The organism is Caulobacter sp. 602-2 (assembly GCF_011043625.1).
GTDB lineage: Bacteria > Pseudomonadota > Alphaproteobacteria > Caulobacterales > Caulobacteraceae > Caulobacter.
This window is the reverse complement of the sequence record NZ_JAAKGT010000007.1, coordinates 157,116-182,897: the sequence shown is the minus strand read 5'-3', so window position 1 is coordinate 182,897 and position 25,782 is coordinate 157,116. Positions and strand designations below refer to the sequence as shown.

Below are 25,782 nucleotides of genomic sequence, written 5' to 3'. Positions count from 1 at the left end.
GCCTGCGCGCTTGTTACCGCTAGCATTCGCGGGATCGCGGGCGATTTGTCAAATTGGAAGTCATACCAATTCGACAAATGGTCGGACCAATCAGGCCGGTACGCGCCTGCTGGCCAGGGCGGCGGCGCCGAGCAGGCCCGCCTTGTCGAGATAGAGGTCGTGCGGCGGCATGCCGGCCACGCGCTCGTTGATCGCCGCCCGGATGCGGCCCATCCGCAGGCGCAGCTCGTCCGACGAGATGGTGTCAGCGACCGCATGGTAATCGTCGGGCGTCAGCCCCTGCCCCACCAGGATGGCGAACCAGTTGGTCTCCTTGAAGAGCTCCTTCTGGTCGATCAGCACCTCGCCGCGCGTGCGGAAGACCTCCAGCCGCTGGGTCAGACTGTCGGGCGGAACCATGTCCCTGCACCAGCGCCAGAACGGCGTGTCGTCACGCTCGCCGACCTTGTAGTGAGCGATGATGAAGTCGCGGACCTGCTCGTACTCCAGGGCCATCTCGCGATTGAACTTGTCGACCACGAAGGGGTCGAAGCCGGTCTTGGGGAACAGCGTCAGCAGCTTGGCGATGGCGGCCTGGATCAGGTGGATGCTGGTCGACTCCAGCGGCTCCAGGAAACCGCTCGACAGCCCGATGGCCAGGACGTTGCCGATCCAGCTCTTGCGACGGCGCCCGGCGGTGAACTTCAAGACCTTGGCGTCGGCCATCGCCGCGCCGTCCAGCCGCTCGCCCAGCCGGCGCACCGCTTCGTCCTCGCTTATGAAGGCGTCGCAGAACACGTAGCCGTTGCCGGTGCGATGCTGCAGCGGGATCCGCCATTGCCAGCCGGCCTCGCGCGCCGTGGCCCGCGTATAGGGGGTCAGTTCGCCAGCGCGCTCGCAAGGCATGGCCGCGGCGCGGTTGCAGGGCAGCCAGCGGCTCCAGTCGTCATAGCCCGCGCCCATCGTCTCCTCGATGAGCAGGCCCCGAAACCCCGAGCAGTCGACGAAGAAGTCGCCAGAGACGGACCGGCCGTCGTCCAGCACCAGCCGCGAGACATGGCCGCTCTCGCCGTTCCGCTCCACGCCGGCGATCTTGCCCTCGACGCGGACGACGCCTCTGGCCTCGGCGTATCGCCTGAGGAAGGCCGCGTAGAGCGCGGCGTCGAACTGGAAGGCGTAGTTGATCTTGGGCAGGTTCGGCGTCGGCGGCGTCCGCATGAACCGCCCGTCCGCCGCCGCCAGGGTCTCGGCGTTGAAGCCGTCGTGGCCCCGGTCGCCGCTCTCGCGCGCCCAGCGCAGCCAGAAATGCTGGAAGCCGACGCCGTCCATGTCGGCGCCGTAGAGGCCGAACGGGTGGAAATAGCTGTGCCCCAGCCGCCGCCAGTCGACGAACTCGATGCCCAGCTTGAAGGTGGCGTTGGTCTCCCGGATGAAGACGTCCTCATCCAGGCCCAGCACCTTGTTGAACAGCAGGATCATCGGGATGGTCGCCTCGCCCACCCCAACGGTTCCGATCTGTTCGGACTCAACGACGGTGATCGAGTAGCGACGCGTCCCGACCGTCTGGGACAGCGCCGCGGCCGTCATCCAGCCGGCCGTGCCGCCCCCGACGACGACGATGTTGCGGATCGTCTCGCTCACGTGAACCGCAGGGGCGCCGGAGCCGGCGCGGCGGGTCGTTGCGTCATCGACGCGAGCTTGGCCTCCAGCGGACGCATCCGGCCCACATCGGCGGCGATGCGACCAAGGATCTTCTGGAAGATCTGGATCTGCTCGCCTTCGCTGACGCCCTCGGCCAGCGGATCGTGGGCCTGCGGAACGACGCCATGGCCGATCAGGCAGGCCGCCCAGTTGGCGGGCTGGAAGGCCTCGTCCTCACGGGTCGGCACGACGCCGCGAGCGCTGAACAGACGCAGCTTGTAGGCCAGGTCCGCCGGCGGCTCTAAATTTCTCACAGCCTCCCAAGGCGCGCCGCTCCGCCGGTTGAGGTAGTAGTGCATGGCCTGGAAGTCGCGCAGGCCGCGGCCGTGCGCCGCCATCGCCGCGCCGTAGGCCCGCGCCTCGGGACCACCGTCGATATCGCTCGGGAACAGCGTCACCAGATGCGACAGTCCGGCTTGCAAGGCGTGCATGGGTGCGGCGTCCGAAGGATCCAGCGCGATCGCGGCCGCCCCCAGCGCCACGCAGTTGCCGATCCAGGGGCGCGTCTGCATTCCCGGCTTCACGACCAGGGCCTCGCCCTGCCGCCAATCCAGGGGCGAAACGCCTTCCGCCTGGCGGACCATGGCCGCCTCGTCCGTAGCGCGGGAGTCGTAGACCGCCAGGCCCGCGGTGCGATCCTGCAGCGGATAGAGCCCGATCCAGCCGCCATCCACGGCCTCGACATGGGCGTAGGCCGGCAGGGCGCCCAACCGCCGTCCGGCCAAAGGCAGAACGCGGTCGAACGGCAGCCAGGCGCTCCAGGACTCGAAGGCCGCGCCGGGCATCTGCCCGATCAGCGAACCGTCGCCGACGTCGAGGAAGAGATCTCCTTCGACCCGCACCCCGCCGTCCAGAACCAAGGCGTCGATGCGGTCGCCCGACCGCTCGACGTCCGCGATGGCGCCCTGCTGGACAGACACGCCGTCGGCCAGGGCGCGCTGGCGCAGCAGGTCCGCATAGGCCGTCGCCTCGACATGCAGGCCTACGCCTGGCGAGGACAGCCGCGCCGGATCGTCGCCCTCGACGATGCGCCCCTGCTTGGCGGCGGCCGCCCCCAGGGAGAAGTCCTCCAGCGCGGCCTTCAGGCCCCGGCGGCGCGCCAGCACCCAGTGATGGACGAAGTCGACGTAGTCCACCGAGTGCCCATGGGTGTCGTAGGGGTGCAGGAAGGCCGAGCCGTCGCCGGAAAAGCCGGCGAAACGCTGACCCAGGGAAGGAACCGCGCCGCAGCGCCTCGCCAGCTCCACCTCGGACAGGCCCAGCAGTTGATGCAGGTTGCCCATGGCCGGCAGGCCGGCGTGCGAAAGGCCAGGCGTCGGCGGCGCGGTCTCGACCGCCCGCACCACGAGCCCGCCCGCGCCGAAGGCCTTGCGCAGGGCCAGAACCGTCAGCCACAGCGGCGCGCCGAAACCGACCGCCACGACGGTTTGAACCGGTCGGCTCATGCCAAGGCCTCCGCGATCGCCCGCCCGGTGATGGCGCAGTGACTGGCGATGAAGTCGGCATGGGTCGGCATCGAGCCGATCCGCCGCGCGATCGCCGAGCGCTGGCGCTCCATCTCGGCCAGCGCCTGGGGCAGCGGCACGTTGTCGACCATCCGGTCATAGCCGCCGGGCAGGACCCCCTGCCCCAGCAGCACCGAGATCCAGCTGGGCAGCGCGAACAGGCCGTCGTGATAGTTCGGCGCCACGCCGCGATGCCTGAACAGCTCCAGCTTGTGCTGCAGGCTCTCGGGGATCTGCATCTCGCGACAGTGCTTCCACAGCTCGCCGTCGGTGCGGGTGTTGGCGTGATAGTGCAGGATCAGGAAATCGCGCACCCGGTCGTACTCCATGTCGACCCGACGGTTGAAGTCGTCGACGAGAGCCGGCTCGATCCGCTTGCCCGGAAACAGCTTGAGCAGGTTCATCACCGCGATCTGGATCAGGTAGATGCTGGTCGACTCCAGGGGCTCCAGAAAGCCGCTCGCCAGGCCCGCGGCCATGACGTTGCCCGTCCACGACGCCGTGCGGCGACCGGCCTTGAAGCGGATCTGGCGAGGCTCGTCCAAGGCCTCGCCGTCCAGGTTGGCCATCAGGGTGGCGGCCGCCTCGTCGTCGCTGATGTAGCGGCTGGAATAGACGTAGCCGTTGCCGGTGCGGTGCTGCAGCGGAATGCGCCATTGCCAGCCGGCCTCTCGCGCAGTCGAGCGCGTGAAGGGCGTGAAGCGGCCAGCGCGAGCGCAGGGCACGGCCCAGGCCCGGTCGCAGGGCAGCCAGTCGGTCCAGTCCTCGAAGGGGCTGTTCAGCGTCTGGCCGATCAGCAGGCCGCGGAACCCCGTGCAGTCGACGAAGAAGTCGCCCTTGATCACCTCGCCCGAGGCCAGGGTGATCGAGGCGACATCGCCCGAAAGCGGATCGCGCGTGACCTCGACCACCTTGCCCTCGGTGCGCTTCAGCCCCCGCCCGACCGCCACCTTGCGCAGGTACTTGGCGTAGAGGCTGGCGTCGAAGTGATAGGCGTAGCTGTAGGTGGAATCGATCTTGTCGGGATCGGGATTGGGAAACTCGAAGCGGTCGGCCCGCGCCGCGGCGATGGCGTACGAGAACTGCTCGATATCGACGTCGTGACCCGCAAGGCGCGCCCGGTTCCAGTGATGGTGGAAGCCGGCGCCGCCGATGGCCGCGCCGTGCACCCCGAACGGATGGTGATAGGACGAGCCCTTGAAGCCCCAGTCGAGGAACTCGATGCCAAGTTTGAACGTGCCGTTCGTCTCGCGCATCATCTCGACTTCGTCGATGCCGACGAAGCGGTTGTAGTCGCGCATGGCCGGGATGGTGGCCTCGCCCACGCCGACGGTGGCGATCTCGTCGGACTCGACCAGCCTGACCCGGGCCTGGTGAGGACGCAGGCCGCTGACCAGCGCCGTCCCGACCATCCAGCCGGCCGTTCCCCCGCCGACGATGACGATATCCAGGGGCGCGCTTGTTTCCATGCCGCCGTTCCCACCCATTTTCGAGCGCCGATCGAGCGGGCCCGTCTTCTTGTGACGAAGGGGCGGACCAGCGGCCCGCCCCTTCTGGGATCGATCAGTACTTGAAGCGGAACGTCAACAGGTAACGCTTGTCCGTTCGGTTCCAGGCGTTGTCCTTCAGGAGGCCGCCGGCCGACGCGTCAGTGACCTGCTGCTTGAGCACGGACTCGGTGTTCAGCAGGTTGCTGCCTTGCAGGCTGATCTCGAGGTTGTCGCTCGCCCGATAGCGGACCGAAGCGTCGAGATAGCCTGCGTCGTCCTGCCAAATCGGGAAGGCCAGACAGCAGTCCATGGCGGTCAGCAGGTACTTCGAACGCCAGTTGTAGGCCGCCCGCACCGCCCAGCGGCCTTTCTCGTACATGCCCACGAGGTTGTAGGCGTACTTCGAGAGGCCTTCGAGCGAGTCGACCTGCACCGCCCCGTCGGCCTGGCTGAGGCCGCCGCCGCTGGTGTTGGAGCCGCCGCCGCCCGAAGCGTTGCTTAGGTTGCTGTTCGTGATCCCCTTGTTCTCGACATAGGTGAAGTTGGCCTGGATCCCGAGGCCGTCGAACGGTGCGGGCAGGAAGTCGAAGTAGCGCTGGTAGGCCGCTTCGGCGCCACGGATCTTCGCGCCGTCGCCGTTCACCGGACCACGGGTGAACACTGTGCGGGTGACGCCGTTGACCGTGACGTCCTGGTTGAAGCCGCCGTACTGAATGTAGTCGTTGAACTTCTTGTAGAAGACCGCCAGCGAGAACGAGCCGACCTCGGCGAAGTAGTGCTCGAGACTGATGTCGATCTGGTCGGCCGTCATCGGCTTCAGGTACGGATTGTAGGACTCCGCCGTGTAGCGGAGGTTGGCCCCGGTGATGTTGCCCGCGCTGTCCTTGACCCACAGCGGGTCATTGACGTTGTTCATGTCGGGCCCGGCCATGTTCACCTGAACATAGTTCTTCAGGTAGCCGATATCGGGACGCGACATGGCGCGCGACGCCGCCAGGCGCAGCTGCCACTCGTCATTGAGGTCGATCTTCAGATTGAAGCTCGGCAGGACGTTGTGGTGCTTCTGGCGAACGGTGCTGGCCGAGGCCAGGCCGTCGGTGAACGCCTTGTCTTCCGCCGAGAGGTAGCACCACAGGCTCTGGGGCACGTAGGCGCCGGTGATCGGCAGACCGTCGGGTCCCATCGGACGCCCGCGCGGCTGGCAGACCCGCACGTCGTTCTTGCCGAAGTCGGCATGGACCAGCGAGCCGCTGCTTTCATTCTGCGTCTCGACATAGCGCAGGCCGATGTTGCCGCTGATCCCGAAGCCACCGATCCTGTGATCGCGCCCGCCGAACTTCAGCATGAAGTAGGCCGCGTTGGTCTTCTCCGAGACGTCGGTGATTTCCTGCGGCAGGAAGCAGTTGGTCTCGCCGGCGCGATAGCAGACCGCCTCCCAGCGCGAAGAGCCGACGCCGGTGTTGGAGTAGCCGAAAGCCTTCTGGAACTTCTCCAGGTCCTTGACGAAGTCCATGCTGGCGAAGGTCAGCATGCCGGACTTCAGCACGTCGCCGCTGAAGATGTCGTTGAACGAGCGCACGTCCGGCAGGTTGCGATCCCAGCCGCTGAAGGTGGTGGTGGCGTTGCCGGTGGCGCAGTCGCCGTTGACGTTGGAAGCCGGCGCGGTGCGGTCGACATTGTACCAGAGGTAGTCGGTGCTGTTGACGCCGCCGCCGCCCTGGTCGCAGCCCCAGGCGTTGGCGATGCCGCCCCAGTTATAGACGCTCCAGCGGACCGTCTGTTCGCGGTCGGCGTGGCGCGCACCCACCTTCAGCGAGTCCAGCCAGCCGTCGCCCAGGTCGTACTGCACGTCGATCCGCGCGGCGAACTGGTCGCCCTCGCTGCGTTCGAGGTGGTTGTTGACGTTGTTGAAGCGCCAGGCGTTGGGGTTGGCCAGGCCGCCCGGGGCGTAGTTGATGTTGGTGCCCGGCAGCACCGTCATGACCGGATGGTCGCCCGTCGCGTCGATGTTGAGATTGGCGTAGGAAACCAGGCCGACGTCGGCGTCGTAGTTGGACAGCTTGGCCTTCACCTTCTGGACGTCGAAGTTGAAACGCAGGCGGTCGGTCGGATCCCACTTCAGATTGAAGCCCAGGTCCTGGGTGGTCTGCTTGTTGTAGTTGTAGCGCGTGGTGGCGGACAGTTCGCCGCCGCGCTGCTCGGGCGCGCAGTCGGTCCGGCCGGTCCAGCCATAGCAAGGCTCGATGACCGGCTGGCCCGTCGAGGTCTGACCGATCAGGTAACCGGCCCAGTCGTTGCTGGCCGAGGTGGTGTTGCCGACCCAGCCGAGCGGCGAGGTCATGATGCCGCTCTCGAAGTTGCCCTCGTCGTCGAACTTGAAGGTCGTGCCGGGCGCCGGCAGCACGTAGGTGCTCGCGTCGGCGTTGGTGACCTCGAAGTGCGGACCGCGGTTATAGAGGCTGAAGGCGCTGCCCTGCACCGAGCGCTCGTGCCAGATGTTCTCGTAGCTCGACTTGTTGAACTGCACCGTAGCCAGGAACTTCTGGTCGTTGTCGCGCCACTGGCCGGCGGCGGCGACGCCGTTGCGGGTGCGGTCGAACTCGGTATGCGCCAGCCGATACCAGGCCGGGATGTACTTGGTGCCCCCGCCGAACATGGTGACATCCTTGAAGATGCCCATGCGGCCGAACTGCGAGCTTTCCGAGATCGTGTTCAGCTCCGAATGGGCGCCGTTCACCATCAGGCCGAACTCGCCGATCTCGCTGTCCCAGCGATTGGCGTAGATGGCCGAGACCTCCGGCGTCACCTGTTCGGACAGGTTGCCGTAGTTCAGCGAAGTGGTGATGCCGATCACCCTGCCAGCGCTGTCGAACGGCAGGCGCGTCTTCAGATCGACGGTGCCGGCGATGCCGCCCTCGATCAGTTCGGCGGTCTGGTTCTTGTAGGTGTCGACCCCGCCCATCAGTTCGGGCGAGACGTCGCCCCACGACAGGCCGCGCGAGGAGTTGGCGCTGAAGGTGTCGCGGCCGTTGAACTCCGAGCGGACCTGCGACAGGCCGCGGACGATGACGCCCGAGGGCTCGGCCGAGAAGTGGGTGGTGTCGCTGGTCGAGGCGTAGCGGTTGACGGTGACGCCCGGCACCCGCTGCAGGGCCTCGGCGACCGATTTGTCGGGGAACGAACCGATGTCGCTGGCGGTGATGGAGTCGACGATGGTGTCGGCGCTGCGCTTGATCTGCTGAGCCGACTTCAGCGCCGCGCGCTGGCCGGTGACGATCACGGTGTCGACCTCGTTGTCGGCGATCACGTCCGACGGTGAAGCCTGCGAGGCGGCCGGCGCGGTCGAAACCGTCTCCTGCGCCAGGGCCGGCGCGGCGCTCAGCAAGGCTGCGACCGAAGCGCAGCCCATCCATCCGGCCATGCGGATTCGCGTGATTCTCATAGGTCGTCCCCTCCCAAGGCCGCGCTTGCTCACGCAGCCCCTTCAAGTGTCCGGCGCGGACGCCGGAGATGAGCGGTCGTGCCGCCGATTGCGTGGGAAGCCTTGGCCGGACGATGTCCGGCGTCGCGCCTCCTCCCGTCGCGCCCGTCTCGACGCGGGCGCTTGATGTTTCATAGCCGTAGCAAACACCGGTACGCCAGCATTTTATAAAATTATTTTGTTTAATCCTTGAGCCTTGCCAACCGCTGTTGCCTGGCGGACACAATCACCCTTCAGTACGCCCCGTTCGAAGGGTGACGACCTTTCGGGGGGAGCCTGTCCGTTGAAGGAAATCCGCGAATCCACGGCGACTTCGCCCGAGGCGCTCGCCGCGCTGACGGCCGCCTCCGAACCGGTCGTGATCCGGGGCCTCGTCTCGCACTGGCCGGTGGTGGAAGCCGGTCGAACCGGACACGCGGCCCTGTTCGAGTACCTGTCGCGCTTCGACGCCGGCCAGTCGGTGGCGACCGTCTTCGCACCGGCCGAGGCGGGCGGGCGGTTCTTCTACGGCGACGACCTTGCCGGCATGAACTTCCGCGGCGGCCGGGCCCGACTGCAGAAGACCTTCGACTTCCTCGCACAGCACGCCGGCGACGCCGAGCAGACGGCGCTGGCCGCCCAGTCCGTGCCCACCTGGAACGCCCTGCCCGGCTTCGCCGAAGACAATCCCATGCCCCTGCTGGATCCGACGATCGAGCCCCGGGCCTGGATCGGCAACCGGGTGATCGTGGCGGCTCACCACGACCCATTCGAGAACATCGCCTGCGTGGTCGCCGGCCGCCGGCGCTTCACCCTGTTCCCGCCCGACCAGGTGGAGAACCTCTACATGGGGCCGTTCGAGCGCACGCCGGCCGGGGCGACGATCAGCCTGGTGTCGTTCGAAGAGCCCGACCTGGAGCGCTTCCCGCGCTTCGCCCAGGCGCTGGAAGCGGCCCAGACGACCGAACTGGAACCCGGCGACGCGATCTACGTGCCCTATCTGTGGTGGCACCACGTCCGTTCGCTGGAAACGGTCAACATGCTGGTGAACTACTGGTGGAACCCGTCGAACCAGGGGCGTGGCCTGGCCCGCGACGCCTTCATGCACGCCATGCTGACCCTGCGCGCCCTGCCCGCCGCCCATCGCCAGGCCTGGAAGGCGATGTTCGACCACTACGTCTTCCGCACCGAAGGCGACGCCAACGAGCACCTGCCGCCTCAGGCGCGCGGCATACTGGGCGACCTGGACGAAGGCGCGGCCCGTGAACTGCTGACCATCCTGTCGCGCGTGCTGGCCGAGTCCGCCGCCGCCAAGCGCAGCTAGCGGCAGCCCGCGAACACGCGCGAGCGCCGGGCCGTCTCGCGCACGCCGCCGGCTCCGTTGAAGAAGCGCTCGCCCCACGGGGTCAGGCGCCGGCCGTCGAAGCCCTCGACCAGGTCCAGGTCGGCGACCTCGGGCGCGTTGCCCGACCACGACCAGGCCAAATAGCCAACGCCGAGCGCAGTTGAGAGACGGAAGATCGCGTCTTCGTCGACCGGCTCGCCGCGATGGTCGGGACCGAACTCGCCGACGATCAGCGGCAGGCGCGCCGTCGCGAAGGCTTGCAGATAGCGTTCGACGTCCCGCGCCTGGCCATAGGCTTCGTACATGTGGACGTCGAAGACCAGGTTGCGCTGCGGATCGGCCGCGAACAGCTCGGCCGCCCGGTCGCGCATGGTCCCCGAACGATCCTGGCCGTAGTCGTGGGCGTCGATCACCAGGGTGTGGCGCAGCCCCAGCGCGCGCAGGGCGACGATGGCCGTGCGGTGCGCCTCGAACCATTGCTCCGGCGTCGTCGTGCCGGCGGTCGGCTCGTTGCCGATGTTGACGAGGACGAAGTCCTCCCGACCGCGCAGAACGGGCTCAAGCCTGGCCCAGTAGGCCAGCGCCGCGCCGATGTGCGCAGCTTTCGGCTCCAGGCCGTAGCCTGTGGTGTCGTGCACCTCGAGGATCACGACCTGCCTGGCGCGACGGGCCTGGGCGAGAATCCTGCGGACGGCGGCCGGCGAGGTGCGCCGCCAGCGCGTCCCGTCGCTGAGCACCACGCGCACGGTGTTCGAGCCAAGCGCCGCCGTCTCGCGGATGGATCTTCCGGTGGCCCCCGGCTTCCAGGCGTGCGGAATATTCACCCCGCGAGCGACGAAGGGCTCGCCGCAGGCGTCGATCAGGCGGCCGTCGCGCACCGAAAAGCCGGCCAGGGCGGGCGAGGCGAGCAGAGCCGATGCAAGTCCGAGGCTCGCTGCCAATGTTCGAACGGCGCGCCCCATCGCTGCCTCCCCTTGCGAGCGCCGGACGGTGACAACGGCGCGGAGTCGGCGCAAGACATAAAGGAAAGCAAGTTTCTTTATTTCACCCCGCAGGCCTGTCGGTCGCCGACACCGACCTTTCGCGGGCCACGCCGCAGGTGCTAAGCCAGAGCACAGATGAGCCAGTCGCCCAAAAGCCCCGCCCGCAAGACCTCGCAAGCCGGTCCGAGCCTGTCCGGCACGAATCTGGAGCGAGCCGGCGACTACAACCAGCGAGTCACCCTGCAGTCGATCCGCATCGGCGGCGCCAAGACCAAGCCCGAAATCGCCGCCCTGACCGGCCTGACCGTGCCGGCCATCACCAACATCACCAAGCGCCTGCTGGACGACGGCCTGATCGTCGAGGCGGGCAAGCTGCACGGCGGCCGCGGCCAGCCGGCCATGACGCTGGCGGTCAATCCCGACGGCTGCTTCTCGATCGGCCTCAACATCGACCGCGACCACGTCACCATCCTGCTGCTGGACTTCGCCGGCCAGGTGCGGGCGCGTTCGACCTGGGAGGTCGCCTTCGCCGGCCCCGACGCGGTGGCCGAGTTCTTCGAGACCAACTGGAAGAGCTTCCTCAAGACCAAGGGCGTCGAGGCCGAGCGGATCATCGGCGTGGGCGTGGCCATGCCCGACGACATGGCCCGCGTCGACCTGCCCCATCGGCCCGCCGAGTACGGGGCCTGGAACACCACCGACGTGCGCGAGCTGCTGTCGCGCCGCCACGACCTGCCGGTGACCGTCGAGAACGACGCCGCCGCCGCCGCGCTGGGCGAACTGCATTTCGGCCACGGCATGAACGCGCCCAGCTTCTTCTACGTGCTGGTCACCTCGGGCCTGGGCGGCGGACTGGTGGTCGAGGGCGAATACTTCCGCGGCGCCCAGGGTCGCAGCGGCGAGCTCGGCTTCCTGCCGGTGAGCTCGCCGCGCATCGACGTGGCCACCCTGCAGGAGGCGGTGTCGCTGTCGGCGCTCGCCCAGTTCCTCGAGAACAACGGCTTCTCGATCGCCGCTCCGGGCGACCTGGAGACCCTCTCGCCCAAGGGCCTGGACGCCGTCGAGGCCTGGATCGATCTGGCCGCCGACCTGCTGGCCAGACCGATGGTGGCCGTCAGCTGCCTGATCAATCCGCAGGCGGTCTATATCGGCGGCCGCCTGCCCGAGAGCCTGGTCGACCGCCTGGCCGCCGCGCTGGAGACCAAGCTGGCCGCCATTCCCGGCGTGCCCGCCCTCGCCCCGGTGCAGCGCGCGGCCCTCGCCGCCGACGCGCCGGCCATGGGCGCGGCCATCCTGCCGATCATCGAACGCCTGTTGCCCTCGCGCGCGGCCCTGCAGAAGACCTGAGACATGACTGTCGAAATCGACGATCGCCTCGCCGCCGCCGCCTTCCGTCGCCTGGTCGAGCACCTGCGCCTGCGCACCGACGCCCAGAACGTCGACCTGATGGGCCTGGCCGGCTTCTGCCGCAACTGCCTGGCCGACTGGGTCAGCGAAGCCTCCGAGGGCGCGGTCGATCGCGACCAGGCCCGCGAGGCGATCTACGGCATGCCCCAGTCGGAGTGGAAGGCAAAGCACCAGGCGCCGGCCAGCCCCGAGCAACTGGCGCGCATGGACGCCAGCGTGGCGCTGAACAAGAAGCTGCGCGGCCAAGACTAGGCCAGGGCCGCACGTATCGCCGCCAGGGCCACGGGCTCCATCACCGCATAGCCTTCCTGGGTCGGATGCACCTGATCGTAGGCCAGGCCCGGCTTCATGCCCCCACGGCCGTCATCCATCACCGCGGCGTAGTCCGCGAACACGCAGCCCTGCTCGGCCGCGAAGGCCTTGATCCAGGCGTTGAGGCGCGGGATCTCGATTTCGGGGTGCAGCCCCGGCTTCCAGGAATAGATCGCCGCGGGCGTCACCGAGCCCAGCACCACGCGCACGCCGGCGGCCCTGGCCAGCACGACCATGGCCGAGAGGTTGTTGCGGGTCGCGGCCGGATCATAGGGACCGGTGTTGCCGGCGATGTCGTTGGTCCCGGCCAGGATATGCACGGCCGCCGGCTTCAGGGACACGACATCGGCCATGAACCGCAGCAGCATCTGCGGGCTCGTCTGCCCGCCGATGCCGCGCCCGATGAAGTCGTTCGACTCGAAGAAGGCCGGACGCGCGTCGCGCCAGCCCTGGGTGATCGAGTCGCCCATGAACACGCAGCGCCGACGCTCCGGCGGCAGGGCGGCGTCGACGGCGTCGGCCTCCCGGTAACGCGCCAGCCATGGCCAGTCGGTGCGCAGGCGGACCTCCTCGTCGCTCGGCGCGGGCGTTCCGGCCTGGGCGGCGGCGAGGTTTGGCAAGGCCAGGCCCGCCAGCACCAGCAACGACCGGCGCCTCATCGCACCGTCTCGACGCGAGGCGTGACGTTCCAGCCGCGCAGCGCGACCCTCGCCCCCTTCCCCGCCCCGGCCGGATGGCGGATCTCCACCGTCCGCGTCTCGCCCGGCAGCAGCGAGACGTAGTTGTCCGAATAGTAGGCCGGCAGGATGCGTTCGCCCTTGGCGTCGACGAGGGTCAGCTTGGCGTTCAGGGCCGGAGCAGGCCCTGTGTTGGAGAGAGTGACTGCGACGACGCCTTCGCCCTTGCCCGTCTTTCCGGACCTGGCCGACAGCGTCACCGACTGGGCCGTCATCGCCGACAGCCGCCGCTCGCCCGCGTCGTCGGCGCCGACCCAGTAGAGGTTGCGCGACAGCACCGCGCCGTCCTGGCCGGTCAGGTCGAGCCGCACCACAGTCGCCTCGCCGGCCTTAAGGCCCAGCTCCAGCGCCCGTCCGGCGGTCACGGCGTTGGCGGCCGCGTCCACGGCGTCGGTCTGGTCGGAGAGCAGCTTGCCCGACAGGTCCAGCACGCGCGTCCGCAGCTTCGCCCCGGCCACCGGCGCGGTCGTGTTGTTGACCACCGCCAGCGCGTGGTCGGCGAGGCTCATCTGAACGTGGACGGGTTCGGCCGCGGCCTTGGTCCCGTAGAAGGCGCCGTGGGTGTCGTAGTCGTGACTGAGGATCTGCCACATGGTCGAGGGCCAGGCGGGCTGGGTCATCCACAGCAGCCGGCCCGAAGACTTCGTCCAGAGCTCCTGGTTCATGCCCTCGAAAATCGCCCGATGCGTCTCGTAGTTCATCAGCTGGGCCTTGCGTTCGAAGTCCTCCAGGCTGACGGGCGCCCCGAGCTTGCGGGCCATGGCGTCGGTGAAGGTCTTGGTCGCGCCGTTCCCGGTGGGATGCCAGTCGTGATAGGCCCACGTGTCGCTGATCGGCCAGCGGTCGGGCGCGGGCACTGCGGCCGAAAACGCCTCAAGGGTCGGGAACGACGGCGTGCCGACCTCGACCGAAAAGCCCTTGGCGTGCTCGGTGAAGTAGGTTTCCGGCTCACGGTAGTTGTAGGGCCCGCTGTTCTGCAGGTTCACGCGGTTCGAGCTGCCGGTGTACCAGCGCGTGCCGTCCAGGTCGTGGACCAGGGCCTCCAGGCCCTCGTTGAGGATCGGGTGCGGCACCCCCTCGTTGCGGCCGAACCACAGCACGATCGAGGGATGGTTGCGATAGCGCCTGACGACGTCGGCGGCGTTGGCCAGGAACAGCGGCACGTCCTGGGGTTCGAGCTGGTAGTCCTGGGTCGAGGCCCAGAAGTCGTTGAGCACCAGCAGGCCGTACTCGTCGGCCAGGTCGTAGAACGGCTCCTCGGTGTTCTGGCCCACCCAGTTGCGGATGGTGTTGAGGCCCGCCTCCTTGTGCAGCCGGAAATAGGGCTCCAGCCGCTCGCGCTCGATGCGCTTGCGCCAGTCGTCCGTGCCCCAGTTGCCGCCCCGCGCGGCGATCTTCACGCCGTTGACCTTCAGCACCAGGTGCGGCGCCAGGCCCGTCTCGGCAACGTCGCGCACCGCCGGCGAGGCCTCGCCCTGCGCCGTCAGCGAGGTCGCCCAGCCGTCGACCACCTTGCGGATGCCCTCGTGGCTGCCGTCGGTGATGTCCTGGCCCAGCTGCCTGGCCTTGGAGAAATCGACCTCGACGCGCCGCAGATGACCGGCCGGGTTCATCAGGGAAAGCTCGTAGGTCACCTGGCGGATGCCGAACCGCAGGCGCTTTTCGTCCGAGGACCGGCCGTCCACCGTCGCCGTCAGGGTCAGGTCGTGCAGGGCCTGCTCGCCATAGCCGTTGGGCCACCAGAGCCTGGGATTGGCGATCGCCAGCTGCGGGAACTCGGCCGGCGTCATTCGGACGCTCGATACGCCTGGCGCCGCGGTCGCCGTCTTGGACACCGTGACGCCGTCGAAGGCGGCCGTCACCGTGACCTCCACCGGACGGTCCGACAGGTTCTCGACCGGCGCCAGGATCTCGACCTCGGCCAGGCTGTTGTCGGCCTTGCCAGCCACGTGGGGCAAGGTGGTGACCACCTGCGGGTCGCCCAGGCGCGCATCGCCGGAGGCCTCCAGCACCACGTCCTGCCACAGGCCGGTGTTGCGATCTCGGACGCTGGGGATCCAGTCCCAGCCCTCGCTGGCCACGAAGGTCGGACCGTCCAGCGCCATCATGCCGCCGTTCTCGCCGACGCCGGCGGTCAGCGACTCCTCGTGCGCCAGGCCCGGATGCGGCGGCGGCGAGACCTTCACGGCCAGCACGTTGCCGACGGGCCTGAGCTTGCCGGCGACCTCGAAGCGCCCTCGCACGAAGGCGCCCTTCATGTCGCCCAGCTTTTCGCCGTTCAGCCAGACCTCGGCCGCGTAGTTCACGCCCTTGAACGTCAGGCGTGGCCGCTTGCCGGCCATAGCCGAGGGCGCGTCGAAGGTCGTCCGGTACCAGTAGGCCTGCCGGTTGAGGCTCTCGGGGATGACGGTGTTGTTGAGGCCGTAGTCGGGATCAGGATAGACGCCGCGGTCGACCAGGGTGGTCAGCACGGTGCCGGGCACGGTGGCGGCATACCAGCCCTTGGCGTCAAAGCCGGCCGACGAGACCGCCGCCCCCTCCCCGACCACCTTGGGCGCCTCGGCCAGGCTCCAGCGCTTCAGCGTCCAGGCACCGGGTCCGGCCTCGACCAGCGCCGGACCCGCATAGGGCGGCTTGGCGACGGGCGCCGAGATCGCGCCCTTGCCCTCCGGGCGCGTCCAGGCCTCCTGCGGCGTGACTTGGCCGGCCTGCTGGCGCACCTGCACCGGCCAGGTCGGACTGCCGGTCTCGAACACGGTCAGGGGATCGGGCCGGCGGGCCGCCAGCGCTCCGACCTCCCGCTCGGAGAGCGCTCGGCCTTCGGCGCGGAAACCCGCAACCTGTCCGGCGAAGGGCGCGAACCCCGGCGCCTTTCGCGGCCCCAGGGCGACCATGGCCGGCGTCGCGGCGGCGGGCGCGGCGCCCTGGGCCTCGGCCTTGCCGTCGACATAGAGGGTCACCCTGGCGCCGTCAGAAACAGCGGCGACGAACCGCCAGTCGCCGGCGCGAGGCGCGTTCCCGCCCCTTATCGCAGTCCCGGCGCTGACGACGGCGTAGCCATCGGGCCCGACGGCGAGGAACCGGCCGCTGGCGAGGTCGCCGATCCCAGCCGCCAGCGCCTGGCCCGGCCGCGTCTCGGAGGTCTTGATCCAGGCCGACAGCGACCAGGGCGCGCCGGCCGGCAGGGTCTGGCCTTCCGCAGCGCCGACCAGCGGGCGCGACAGGCCGTCGCCGCCGGCTGGGAACTCGGCGTTGTAGGGCCCCCAAGCCTGGCCGGCGGCCGTCAACGGCGCCAGCAGGGCCAGGGCGCAACCGGCGACCAGGACGGATTTGGAGCGGGTCTTCATCCTCTTCGTTTCCTCCGCGCGCGGCTTGGTCGCCGCTTGTTGCTGATGGTCTAGGGTCGGGTGTGGAACCGGCAGGCGGGCTCCTCGCCCGTCTCGGCCCTCGGCCCGGAGGCGGCGAAGACCAGCCGCTCGCCCGCGCCGCGCTCGGCCGGCCACGGCGGCGCGCCGGGCGTGTTGGGATCGCCCGTTCGAGCAAACGCCGCCCAATAGGCCTGCATGGGCGGGCGCCCCTCCGTGGGGCGATCGAAGACGTAGGGCAGTTCCGAACCGTGCCCCACGGTCGCCTGGCCTGGCGCGGGAACTTCCAGCTCGTAACGCCAGACCTTGCCGCCGGCCTTCTGGCGCAGGCGCGCCGTCTCGTTGGCCGGACAACGGAACATCCTGTCGGTCGCCAGCCGCAGCACGGCGTCGCCCCGCACCGGATCTGCGACAGGCGGCGAGGCGCCGTCCAGGCCATAGACGGCCAGAACCTCCGAGGCCCGCGGTCCGAACGCCTGCCGGGTCCACGCCCGGGCGCGTTCGGGCTCGCCGCCGAACAGGCCGATCTCGCGGGCGCTGGAGCCGACGATCATCGGCTTCACCGTCGGGTCCTTGAGCAGGACCTCAGGCGCCTCGGGCAGCACGCGCCCGTCGATCACCGCCTGGGTCCAGATGAAGCCCTGGTCGTCGATGGGAGCCGTCAGGCTCTCGGCCGCCTTCAGCAGCTCGGCGCCGGAGACGCGCCTGAGGTCGCCAAGCGAGCTTGCGCCGACACGATGCGCCAGGTCTTCGCCGATCGCCTCGTTCTGCTTCAGCGAGCGCGGCGGAAAGCCGAAGCCCGGCGTTCCGCTCTGCAGGATCCCCCGTGCGAACAGGCCCCGCGCGTCCGGGCTCAGCATCACCAGACCGACGTCCTGGCCGCCGGCCGAATGGCCAAACAGGGTGACATTGGCCGGATCGCCGCCAAAGCCGCCGATGTTGTCGCGCACCCATCGCAGGGCCGCGATGATGTCCATCAGGGCGTAGTTGCCCGAAGCCCCGCCCTGCTCGCCGCTCAGCCCCGGATGCGACAGGAAGCCGAAGACGCCCAGGCGGTACTGCACGCTGACCAGCACCACGCCCTGGTCGACCAGGGCGGACTCCACCGTACCCGCTCCCGAACCGGCGTGGTTGGCGCCGCCGTGGATCCAGACCATCACGGGCAGGCGCGCGCCCGGCGCATGTCGCGGCGAGCGGATGTCGAGGTAGAGACAGTCCTCGCTAGAGCGCGCGGCGTCCGCCGCGTTCCATCCGCGCGAGGCCTGCAGGCAGGCGGGCCCCGAAGCGCGCGCTGCTCGCTCGCCTTCCCAAGACGGCATCGGTTGCGGCGGCTTCCAGCGCAGATCGCCCACCGGCGGGCGGGCGAAGGGAACGCCCAGGAAGGCCTGGCTTCCGTCCGCCCGTTCCTCGCCGACCAGCAGGCCGCCGACCGTCTGTACGCGGACGGGATCGGCCGCCGCCGGCGCCGCCACAGCCAGGGCAGCCGTCAGGAGAACGCCCGAAGCCCTCTTCACGAGGCCACGCGAAGCCGGGTGTCGGCGCGAGCCAGGGCCGTGCTCAAGGCCTCGATGGCGCAGACGATGTGATAGAACGAACTGGCCGGCGCCGCCTCGTCGATCATCCGGCCCTCCGGCGTCAGGCGATCGAACCAGAGACCAGGCGTCGACGTGGCCAGATAGGCCTCCAGCCCACAGACGGCTTGGGCCGCCAGCGCCCAATGCTCGGCCTTGCCGGTCTCGATCGCGGCCAGGGCGTGGGCCTTGATGCGTTCGGTCTGCGGCCACAGGCGCGCCTGCGCGTCATGCGGCGAGAAATCGTCGAGCAAGGCGTTGATCGCGACGTTGCGCCCCTTGTCGACGCCATGCCGCTCGCCGATCTCGATCAGCCGCAGCGCGGCCTTGCGACAGGCCTGGGCGTCGGCCGGATCATCGGCCAGCCCCGCCCAGCGTAGCAGCAGCCATCCCCATTCGAACTGATGTCCGGGTTCGACGATGCGCCCCGCCAGACCCGGCGCCGGGCGCCAGGCGTCGTCGAAGGTCTCTCGCAACGCGCCTTCGTCGTCGATGAAGACCTCAAGGGCCAGCGCCTTGATCTCCATGGCCAGGTCGCGCCACTCGCCGTCCCCGTCGGCCTCGATCCAGGCCAGCGCGGCCTCGAACAGGTGCATGTGCGGATTGGACAGCAGCACCCCGTCGGGCGGAAAGGTCGAGTGGAAGCCGGCCACGGGATGCCGGAACGCGGTCAGAACGGCATGTCGCAAGGCCTCGGCGCTGACCTCGGCGGCCGGCCCCAGCACGACGTCCATGTCCGCCAGGGCGAACAGAGCGAAGGCCTGATCATAGAGCACGGCGCTGTCGTCCAGCACCCTTCCATCGTCGTCGACCGCAGCGCGGATCAGGCCGCTGGCCTTGACGTAGCGGGTGAGAAAGGCCGCCAGACCGCGACGCACGGTCCGCTGGTCGACAGCGGCCCCCAATCGCTCGGCGCCGACCAGGGCGTAGAGTTGCCTGGGCTGCACCCTGGCCCGGCGGAGGCTCGCGATCGGACGGCCGTCCTGGCCGAGCTTTTCCTCGAAAGCCCCCGAGGCGTCGACGCCGGCCTGGCTCCAGAGCGGGATCGCCGCCTCGGCCAGCCAGCGCTTCAGCCGGCCGCAGGCGGCGCGGGCCTCGTCAAGCGGCGACATCGCCGGCCCAGTCGGCCTGGCTCCACAGGCGCGCGGCTCCGCGCACGCCGGAGGAGTCGCCCCAGCGGGCCTTGACGATGCGGCTCTCCCAATTGTCGGTGAAGACGTGCGGCCCGACCAGCGCCGGCAGGCGCTCGTAGAGCAGCTCGACGTTCGACATGCCGCCGCCCAGCACGAAAACGTCCGGGTCGACGATGTCGGCGATGACTCCCAGGCCGCGGGCCAGGCGGTCGAGATAGCGGTCGAGCGCCCCCTGGGCGACCGGGTCGCCCGAGGCGGCGGCCTCGACGATGGCAGCGCCACTGAGGTCGCCGCCGCCATGCTCGCGGAAGTCGCGGCGGAAGCCGGTGCCGGAAATCCAGGTCTCAAGGCAGCCGTGGCGGCCGCACCAACATTGCGGCCCCGGGCTCTCCTCGGCCTTGGGCCAGGGCAGCGGCACGTGGCCCCACTCCCCCGCCACGCCGTTGGCGCCCTCGACCAGCTTGCCGTCGATGGCCAGACCGCCGCCGCAGCCGGTGCCGATGATGACCGCGAAGGTCACGCGCGCGCCGGCCGCCGCGCCGTCGACCGCTTCAGACAGGGCCAGGCAGTTGGCGTCGTTGGCCAGGCGGATGGGGCGTTCGAGGACGGCCTCCAGATCCTCCCGGAACCGGCGGCCGTTCAGATAGGTGGTGTTGGCGTTGCGGATCAGGCCCGTGCGCGGCGACACCGAGCCCGGCGCGCCCACGCCCACCGTGCCCTTGCCGCCGACCGCCTGCTCGGTGCGCTCGACGAGATCGCGCACCACCTTCAGCGCCGCGTCGTAGTCGCCGGGCGTGGCGGCGCGGAGCGTCGACAGCACGCGTCCCTCCGGCGAGAGGGCCGCGGCCTCGATCTTGGTTCCGCCGAAATCGACCCCGATCTGGATCACCCGATACTCCCTCGTCGCACGCGTCATCACCGGACGCCGCAACCTCCAGCGGTCAGAGGCTTACCTTGGGTCCGCCAACCGCGCCAGATTAAAAAAAGACTTTTTATTTATTCATACTACAAGTCAGGGCGTGACCCTGATCATCACGACGCCATGGGCCGGCGCCTCGGCCGAATAGCCGCCCTTGCGAACGCCCAGGTCCTTGCCCGCCCACAGGTCGCGCACCTTGGCCGGAAGGGTTTCGGGGTAGTCGAGCATCGCCCAGTCCACGCCGATCGTCGCCGGCGCCTGGCCGCGGTTCAGCAGCACGACCGCCCGGCCGCCGCCCTTCAAGGGCCGCGCCCAGACCTCCAGATCGCCCTGCTTGGACACCCGCCGCGCCTGGGCGCCGAGCGGATCCTGGTCGACGGCGATGACTTCCTTGTTGGTCAGGATGGCCTTGGTGTCGGCGTCCATGTGGCCGATGTCGTTGCCGGCGACCAGCGGGGCGGCCAGCATCGCCCAGAGGCTGAAGTGGGCCCGGTATTCCTGGGTGGTCATGCCGCCGTTGCCGACCTCCAGCATGTCCGGATCGTTCCAGTGGCCTGGCCTGGCGTGCGGGTAGAGCTCGACCTGCTTGTCGAGGATGTTCATGACGCCCAGGCTGTAGCCCTTCACGCCTTCCCAGGCGTCGTAGATGTCGCCGGTGGTGCGCCAGAGGTTTCCGACCGACGCGCCCCAGGTCCAGGGCTTGGAATTGCCCCACTCGCAGATCGAGAAGACGATGTCCCGGCCCGAGGCCTGAAGGGCCGCCGACATGATGTAGTAGGACGACGGCGCGTCCTGCGTGCCGGCCATGCACCAGTCGTATTTCAGGTAGTCGACGCCCCAGGCGGCGTACTGGCGGGCGTCCTGGTACTCGTAGCCGCGGCTGCCGGGACGACCGGCGCAGGTCTTCAGGCCGGCGTCGGAATAGATGCCGAACTTCAGCCCCTTGGAATGGATGTAGTCGCCCAGCGCCTTCATGCCGCTGGGAAAGCGCTTGGGGTCGGGCTGGATGTCGCCGCGGGCATCGCGCTCGCCGTGCCAGCAGTCGTCGATGACGACGTATTCGTAGCCGGCGTCCTTCATGCCCGAGGCGACCATGGCGTCGGCCATGCGCCTGATCAGGGTCTCGTCGACGTTGCAGCCGAACTTGTTCCAGCTGTTCCAGCCCATCGGCGGGGTACGGGCCAGGCCGTTGTCGGGCAGAGGCGGCGGCGGATCGTCGGCCAGGGCCGGAGCGGCGGACGCGAGCAGGGACGCGGCCGCCAGGGTCGAGACGAGGCGCTTCATGGGTTCACGCTGGCGATGGGGTGAAGAGAAGGACGGTCCGCCGGTCCCTTGGCTCCCGCTTGCAGGAATCTTGGGAAAGGCGCGGGTGAACCGGCGGACCGCGAGGCGACGAGGGCCTCAGTCGATCAGGCGGGGAAGAAAGCGGTTGGAGGGCGCGAAAGCGCGCCGGGGCCGTGCCCGAAAATCATGTTTGCCTCCCCAAGTCCCGCGCCGCGTCCTTGGTGGCGCGGGCGGCTGGCTTGAGACGGAGGTGACCACGGCGGCCCGGCGGCCGTCAATAGAATAAATAAATTTGTTTTTCTTTTTACCGCTACCTCAATGGATCCAAGTGACGCCCACCCTCACGCTGCGCGGCGCGTCATAGCTGGTGATGCCGTCGCCGGTGCGGCCCGTGGCGACCTCGGCGTCCAGCGCGTTGCGCAGGTCGAGCTCCACGCGCGTCGAGGCGCCCAGGGCGTAGCGGGCCGACAGGTTCAGGGTCGTGGCCGCCGCCAGCCGGCGCGTGTTGAGGTCGTCGTCGAAGCGCGCCCCCTCGTGGCGGGCGGCGAGGAACAGGTCCAGGCGCTGGCCGGCGCGCCATTCCAGGCCGGCCGAAGCGGCCACGCGCGGCGCCTGGGCCGGACGCTTGCCCGTCAGTTGCGGGGCCTGCGCGCCGCCGTCGACCTCGGCGTCGGTCGCCATCGCCGAGCCGGTCAGCACGAGACGCTCGCCGAGGCTGACGCGGCCTTCCACTTCGATGCCGACCGCGTCGATGCGACCGACGTTCCGGCGCTGGCGCAGCACGCCGCCGGCTGGGATGAAGCCCGCCGTCGGGAAGGTCGCCGGCCCCTGCCCGATCGTGACATTGGCCACCGGATCCTCCAGCCGGTTGAGGAACAGGGTGGCGGTCAGGCTCGCCCCCTTCCCTTCCAGGCCGGCCCCGGCCTCGACGCCGTAGAGCCGCTCGGGCTTCAGGGCGGCGTTGGCCTCGGTGACGTCGTTGCCCACCCGGAACGGCCGGTGCAGTTCGTTGAGGCTGGGCGGGCGGAAGCCGGCATAGGCGGCCGTGCGCACGAAGCCCGCCCCCAGATCGCGGCGCAGGCCGATGCGGCCCGTCGGCGTGGTCGTCGAGCGCCCCGCGGGGGTCTCGTCGAGGGTGGCCGCGCCCGTCTGCAGGTCGAACTCGCGGCGACGCGCGTCGAAGGCCCGCCAGTGGTCCAGGCGCAGGTCGCCGGTCAGCAGCCACGGCCCGGCGGTCCAGCTTGCGTCGGCATAGGCGCCCAGGGTCGTGGTCCGCCCGCCCGCCTCGCGCAGGCGGGTGAACTGGCCGCCCATGTAGCGGAAGCGCTCGTGGGTCTCGCCTTCGGCGGCGCGCAGGTCAGCGCCGACCTCCCATTCCAGCGGTCCGCGCACGCCGCGCAGGGCGGCGTTGAAACCATAGCCGTAGGCCGGCGTCTCGAACTGGTCGTTGGCCGGCGTCGTAAAGGCCCGGCCCGCGCCGACGGCGACCGAACGGTTCTGCAGGTCGCTGACCAGGCTCCAGGCCTGCAGCCGCCAGCCGTTGCGTCCCTCGGCCGGTGCCTGCGCCAGCGTCAGGCTGGCCTGGGCGCCGCGCGAGCGGGAATCGGCGCCGACCAGGCCCGAGCGACGGTTCTCGTCATGGACGGCGATGCGGGCGGCCACGGCCGGGCCGGCCGCAAAACGGGCGTCGTAGCGCAGCGCCGCCGACCAGGTGTCGAGGGCCAGGGGCTCGTCCGCCGCGCCCCTGCCCTCGCGCACCGGCGTCCAGCCGTCCGAACGCTCGGCCGTCACGCTGGCCAGCAGGCCGCCGCCGCCCGCATTGACCGCCGCGCGGCGATAGCCCAGGCCGCCGCCCTCGACGCCAGCCTCCAGCACCGGCCCGCCGCCGTCGCGCCCGGTCAGGGCGACGACGCCGGTCAGGGCGCCCGCGCCAAAGGCCTGGGCCCCGGCGCCGCGCACGATGCGCAACGACTGGATGGTCTCGGACGGCAGGCCGCTCCAGATCACCCAGCCGCCGAAGGGATCGTTCTGCGGCACGCCGTCCAGCGTGATCAGCGCCCGCCCGGCCCCCGAGGGGGCGATGGCCCGCAGCGACAGCCCCTGCGTCGTCGGATTGGCGGCCAGGCTGGACGTCCGCCGAAACAGCGACACGCCCGGCGCGCGCGCCAGCTGCTCGTCGAGACGCGGCGAGCGGGCCCAGGCCGGATCGGCCAGGGCGGTGATGGAGAACACCCCCTCGCCGGCCGAGGGCGGCAGGCGGGCGCCGGTGACGACGACTTCCGAGACCGGGGCTTCTGGCGCGGGCGCGGTCTCGAAGGGGGCGTCGAACATGGCGGCTCCGGAGGATTGAGAGTCGGTGCAGCCTATCGTCGCCCCGCCGCAAGGGAACACCCGGCCAGGCAAAAGCCGTCGACCGTCATCAATCCGTTTTGAAATCGTCGCATAAGCCCTCGCGCGCGGCCGCACGGCTTGCGCGCGGTTTCCCGGGGGACAAGTCGGATGACCCATCTTCGCGCCAGCGCCGCCGTCGGCGTGCTCGCCTTCCTGCTCGGCGCCGGATCGGCCCTGGCCCAGGCCCCGGCGGTCGCCCCCGTCGTCGCCACCGCGCCGACGGTCGAGGGCGGCGCCAACGGCGTGGCCCTGATCCGCAATCCGGCCGCGCCGGAAAAGAGCCTGATCGCCGCGACCGGCGAAGGCGGCGGGCTGGAGCTCTATGGCCTCGACGGCAAGAAGGTCGGCGCGATCCCCGGCGGCGAGGTCTATGGCGTCGACGTGCGCGACCTGGACGGCAAGCCGCTGCTGGCGCTGCTGGACCGCAAGGGCGCCCGCCTGCGCCTGGCCGCCTACGATTTCGCCGCTGGAACCTCCGCGAGCCTGGACGCCAAGCCCCTGACGCTGGACTACGCCGGCGAAGGCGTCTGCCTGCATCGCTCGCCCCGCGACGGCTCGCTCTACGCCTTCACCCTGGGCGTGGCCGGCCAGATGGACCAGTGGCTGCTGTTCCCCACCGCCGAGGGCAAGCTGGACGGACGCATCGTGCGCCGCCTGCACCTGTCGTCCGAGGCCAAGTACTGCGTCAGCGACGACGCCGCCGGCGCGCTCTACGTCGCCCAGGAGGCGGTCGGCATCTGGCGCTACGACGCCGATCCCGAGGCTGAGCCCGCGCCGACCCTGGTCGACGCCAACCGCCTGGGCCACGTCGCCGGCGAGGTCGCGGGCCTGGCCCTGGTCGACGGGGGGCCGAGCGCCCGCTTCCTGGTGGCCGCCAACGCGACCGCCGGCGACTACAACGTCTATGACCGCGGCCGCGACGACGCCTTCGTCGGGACCTTCCGCATCCAGGCGGGCGACCAGAACGCGGTCGAGAACCCGTCGGGCCTGTTCGCCCTGCGCGCACCTCTCGGCGATCGCCTGCCGGCCGGCGCCCTGCTGGTCGCCGACGACCGCAAGGCCGACGCGAACATGAAGGCCGTGTCGTGGGCCGACATCGCCGCCGGACTGAAGCTGGCCGTCGGCGACGCGGCCGGGTCCAAGCCCGCCAAGGGCTTCGCCGCCGTGCAGCCGACCATGGAGACCAGGCCCGTCGGGCATGACGGCGACGCCGCCGACGATCCGGCGATCTGGGCCAACCCCGCCGATCCGGCCAAGAGCGCCATCATCGCCACCGACAAGAAGGGCGGCCTCCTGGTCTACGACCTGTCGGGCCAGCCGCTGCAGTACCTGGCCGACGGCAAGATGAACAATGTCGACCTGCGGGCCGGCTTCAAGCTGGCCGGTCGCGAGACGATCCTGGTCGCCGCCAGCGACCGCACCCACAAGTCGATCGCGCTGTACACGCTGGACCCGGCGACGCGGCAGCTGACCTCGGTCGCCGACGGCGTGCAGGCCACGGGGCTTTCCGATCCCTACGGCCTTTGCATGTATCGCGGCCGCAAGGGAGAGACCTACGTGTTCGTCGGCGATCCCGACGGCCTGGTGCGCCAGTGGCGGCTGGTCGCCCAGGCCAATGGCAAGGTCCGCGCCGTTCCGGTGCGCGACGTCAGGTTCGACACCCAGACCGAAGGCTGCGTCGCCGACGACGAGACCGGCGCCCTGTACGTGGCCGAGGAGGACGTCGCCCTGTGGAAGCTCGGCGCCGAGCCGACCGACCGCAAGACGCCCAAGGCCATCGACCGCGTGGCGTCCAACCCGGCCCTGAAGGACGACCTGGAAGGCATCGGTCTCTACCGGCAGCCGGGCGGCAAGGGCTATCTGGTGGTGTCCAGCCAAGGCAACAACAGCTACGCCGTCTATCGCCGCGAGGGCGACAACGCCTATGTCGGCAGCTTCTCGGTCACCGCCGACGGGGCCAGGGGGATCGACGGGATCTCCGAGACCGACGGCCTGGACGTCACCAGCGCCTCGCTGGGCGCGGGCCTGGAAACCGGCGCCTTCGTCGCCCAGGACGGCCGCAACGTCTTCCCGCCGCAGCACCAGAACTTCAAGCTCGTGCCCTGGTCGGCGATCGCCGGGGCGCTGGGCCTGAAGTGAGGCGGAGGGGCTCTCGCTGAAGGGGGAGCCGACCGAGGAGGTCCTGGCGCCGGAGCCGGCC

General features: G+C 69.9%; 16 protein-coding genes. 4 read left to right on the top strand and 12 right to left on the bottom strand.

The features are described 5' to 3' along the window. Positions 1-90 precede the first annotated feature (90 nt). From G5B46_RS15790 to G5B46_RS15775, 4 genes are all read right to left on the bottom strand, one after another. A complete protein-coding gene (locus G5B46_RS15790) occupies positions 91-1,620 on the bottom strand; it encodes a tryptophan halogenase family protein (RefSeq protein WP_165260170.1) in 1,530 nt (509 codons plus the stop codon). Further along, the gene (locus G5B46_RS15785) at positions 1,617-3,125 is read right to left on the bottom strand and encodes a tryptophan 7-halogenase (protein WP_165260168.1); all 1,509 of its coding nucleotides are present in this window, start codon (positions 3,123-3,125) and stop codon (positions 1,617-1,619) included. Before G5B46_RS15785 ends, G5B46_RS15790 begins: the two co-directional genes overlap by 4 nt. Further along, positions 3,122-4,654 (bottom strand): tryptophan halogenase family protein, encoded by a 1,533-nt coding sequence (locus tag G5B46_RS15780; RefSeq protein WP_165260166.1) that lies wholly within the window; start codon positions 4,652-4,654, stop codon positions 3,122-3,124. The genes G5B46_RS15785 and G5B46_RS15780 overlap by 4 nt, the downstream gene beginning before the upstream one ends. A 94-nt stretch (positions 4,655-4,748) precedes the next feature. Continuing rightward, positions 4,749-8,117 (bottom strand): TonB-dependent receptor, encoded by a 3,369-nt coding sequence (locus G5B46_RS15775; RefSeq protein WP_165260164.1) that lies wholly within the window; start codon positions 8,115-8,117, stop codon positions 4,749-4,751. Between the two features lie 322 nt (positions 8,118-8,439). Here G5B46_RS15775 and G5B46_RS15770 point away from each other — a divergent pair, with 322 nt between their 5' ends. Next, a complete protein-coding gene (locus tag G5B46_RS15770; protein ID WP_165260162.1) occupies positions 8,440-9,459 on the top strand; it encodes a cupin-like domain-containing protein in 1,020 nt (339 codons plus the stop codon). On the opposite strand, the gene G5B46_RS15765 is transcribed toward G5B46_RS15770, so the two are convergent. Beyond that, complete coding sequence (locus tag G5B46_RS15765) at positions 9,456-10,442, bottom strand: cellulase family glycosylhydrolase (RefSeq protein ID WP_165260160.1); 987 nt, start codon at positions 10,440-10,442, stop codon at positions 9,456-9,458. The two genes, G5B46_RS15770 and G5B46_RS15765, sit on opposite strands and share 4 nt — an antisense overlap. A 156-nt stretch (positions 10,443-10,598) precedes the next feature. Here G5B46_RS15765 and G5B46_RS15760 point away from each other — a divergent pair, with 156 nt between their 5' ends. Both G5B46_RS15760 and G5B46_RS15755 read left to right on the top strand, forming a co-directional pair. Then, on the top strand, positions 10,599-11,810 hold the full coding sequence (locus G5B46_RS15760; protein ID WP_165260158.1) for an ROK family transcriptional regulator: 1,212 nt from the start codon (positions 10,599-10,601) through the stop codon (positions 11,808-11,810). Positions 11,811-11,813: 3 nt separating this feature from the next. After that, positions 11,814-12,122, top strand: a complete 309-nt coding sequence (locus G5B46_RS15755; RefSeq protein ID WP_165260156.1) for a DUF1244 domain-containing protein — start codon at positions 11,814-11,816, stop codon at positions 12,120-12,122. On the opposite strand, the gene G5B46_RS15750 is transcribed toward G5B46_RS15755, so the two are convergent. The 7 genes from G5B46_RS15750 to G5B46_RS15720 form a co-directional block, all read right to left on the bottom strand. After that, positions 12,119-12,841, bottom strand: coding sequence for an SGNH/GDSL hydrolase family protein (locus tag G5B46_RS15750; RefSeq protein ID WP_165260154.1), 723 nt, complete (start codon positions 12,839-12,841; stop codon positions 12,119-12,121). The two genes, G5B46_RS15755 and G5B46_RS15750, sit on opposite strands and share 4 nt — an antisense overlap. Continuing rightward, positions 12,838-16,266, bottom strand: coding sequence for a LamG-like jellyroll fold domain-containing protein (locus G5B46_RS15745; protein WP_165260152.1), 3,429 nt, complete (start codon positions 16,264-16,266; stop codon positions 12,838-12,840). Before G5B46_RS15745 ends, G5B46_RS15750 begins: the two co-directional genes overlap by 4 nt. Before the next feature lie 50 nt (positions 16,267-16,316). Further along, on the bottom strand, positions 16,317-17,798 hold the full coding sequence (locus G5B46_RS15740; protein WP_165260150.1) for a carboxylesterase family protein: 1,482 nt from the start codon (positions 17,796-17,798) through the stop codon (positions 16,317-16,319). Further along, a complete protein-coding gene (locus G5B46_RS15735; RefSeq protein ID WP_165260148.1) occupies positions 17,795-18,967 on the bottom strand; it encodes an AGE family epimerase/isomerase in 1,173 nt (390 codons plus the stop codon). Before G5B46_RS15735 ends, G5B46_RS15740 begins: the two co-directional genes overlap by 4 nt. Continuing rightward, positions 18,954-19,877: an ROK family protein gene (locus G5B46_RS15730; RefSeq protein ID WP_165260147.1), complete on the bottom strand. Its 924-nt coding sequence runs from the start codon at positions 19,875-19,877 to the stop codon at positions 18,954-18,956. Before G5B46_RS15730 ends, G5B46_RS15735 begins: the two co-directional genes overlap by 14 nt. 123 nt (positions 19,878-20,000) lie before the next feature. Continuing rightward, the gene (locus G5B46_RS15725; protein ID WP_165260145.1) at positions 20,001-21,191 is read right to left on the bottom strand and encodes a glycoside hydrolase family 27 protein; all 1,191 of its coding nucleotides are present in this window, start codon (positions 21,189-21,191) and stop codon (positions 20,001-20,003) included. Between the two features lie 315 nt (positions 21,192-21,506). Continuing rightward, on the bottom strand, positions 21,507-23,522 hold the full coding sequence (locus G5B46_RS15720) for a TonB-dependent receptor (RefSeq protein ID WP_165260143.1): 2,016 nt from the start codon (positions 23,520-23,522) through the stop codon (positions 21,507-21,509). A 168-nt stretch (positions 23,523-23,690) separates the two neighbouring features. On the opposite strand from G5B46_RS15720, the gene G5B46_RS15715 reads away from it, so the two are divergent. Beyond that, positions 23,691-25,721, top strand: coding sequence for a phytase (locus G5B46_RS15715; RefSeq protein ID WP_165260141.1), 2,031 nt, complete (start codon positions 23,691-23,693; stop codon positions 25,719-25,721). The last annotated feature ends 61 nt before the right edge of the window (positions 25,722-25,782 follow it).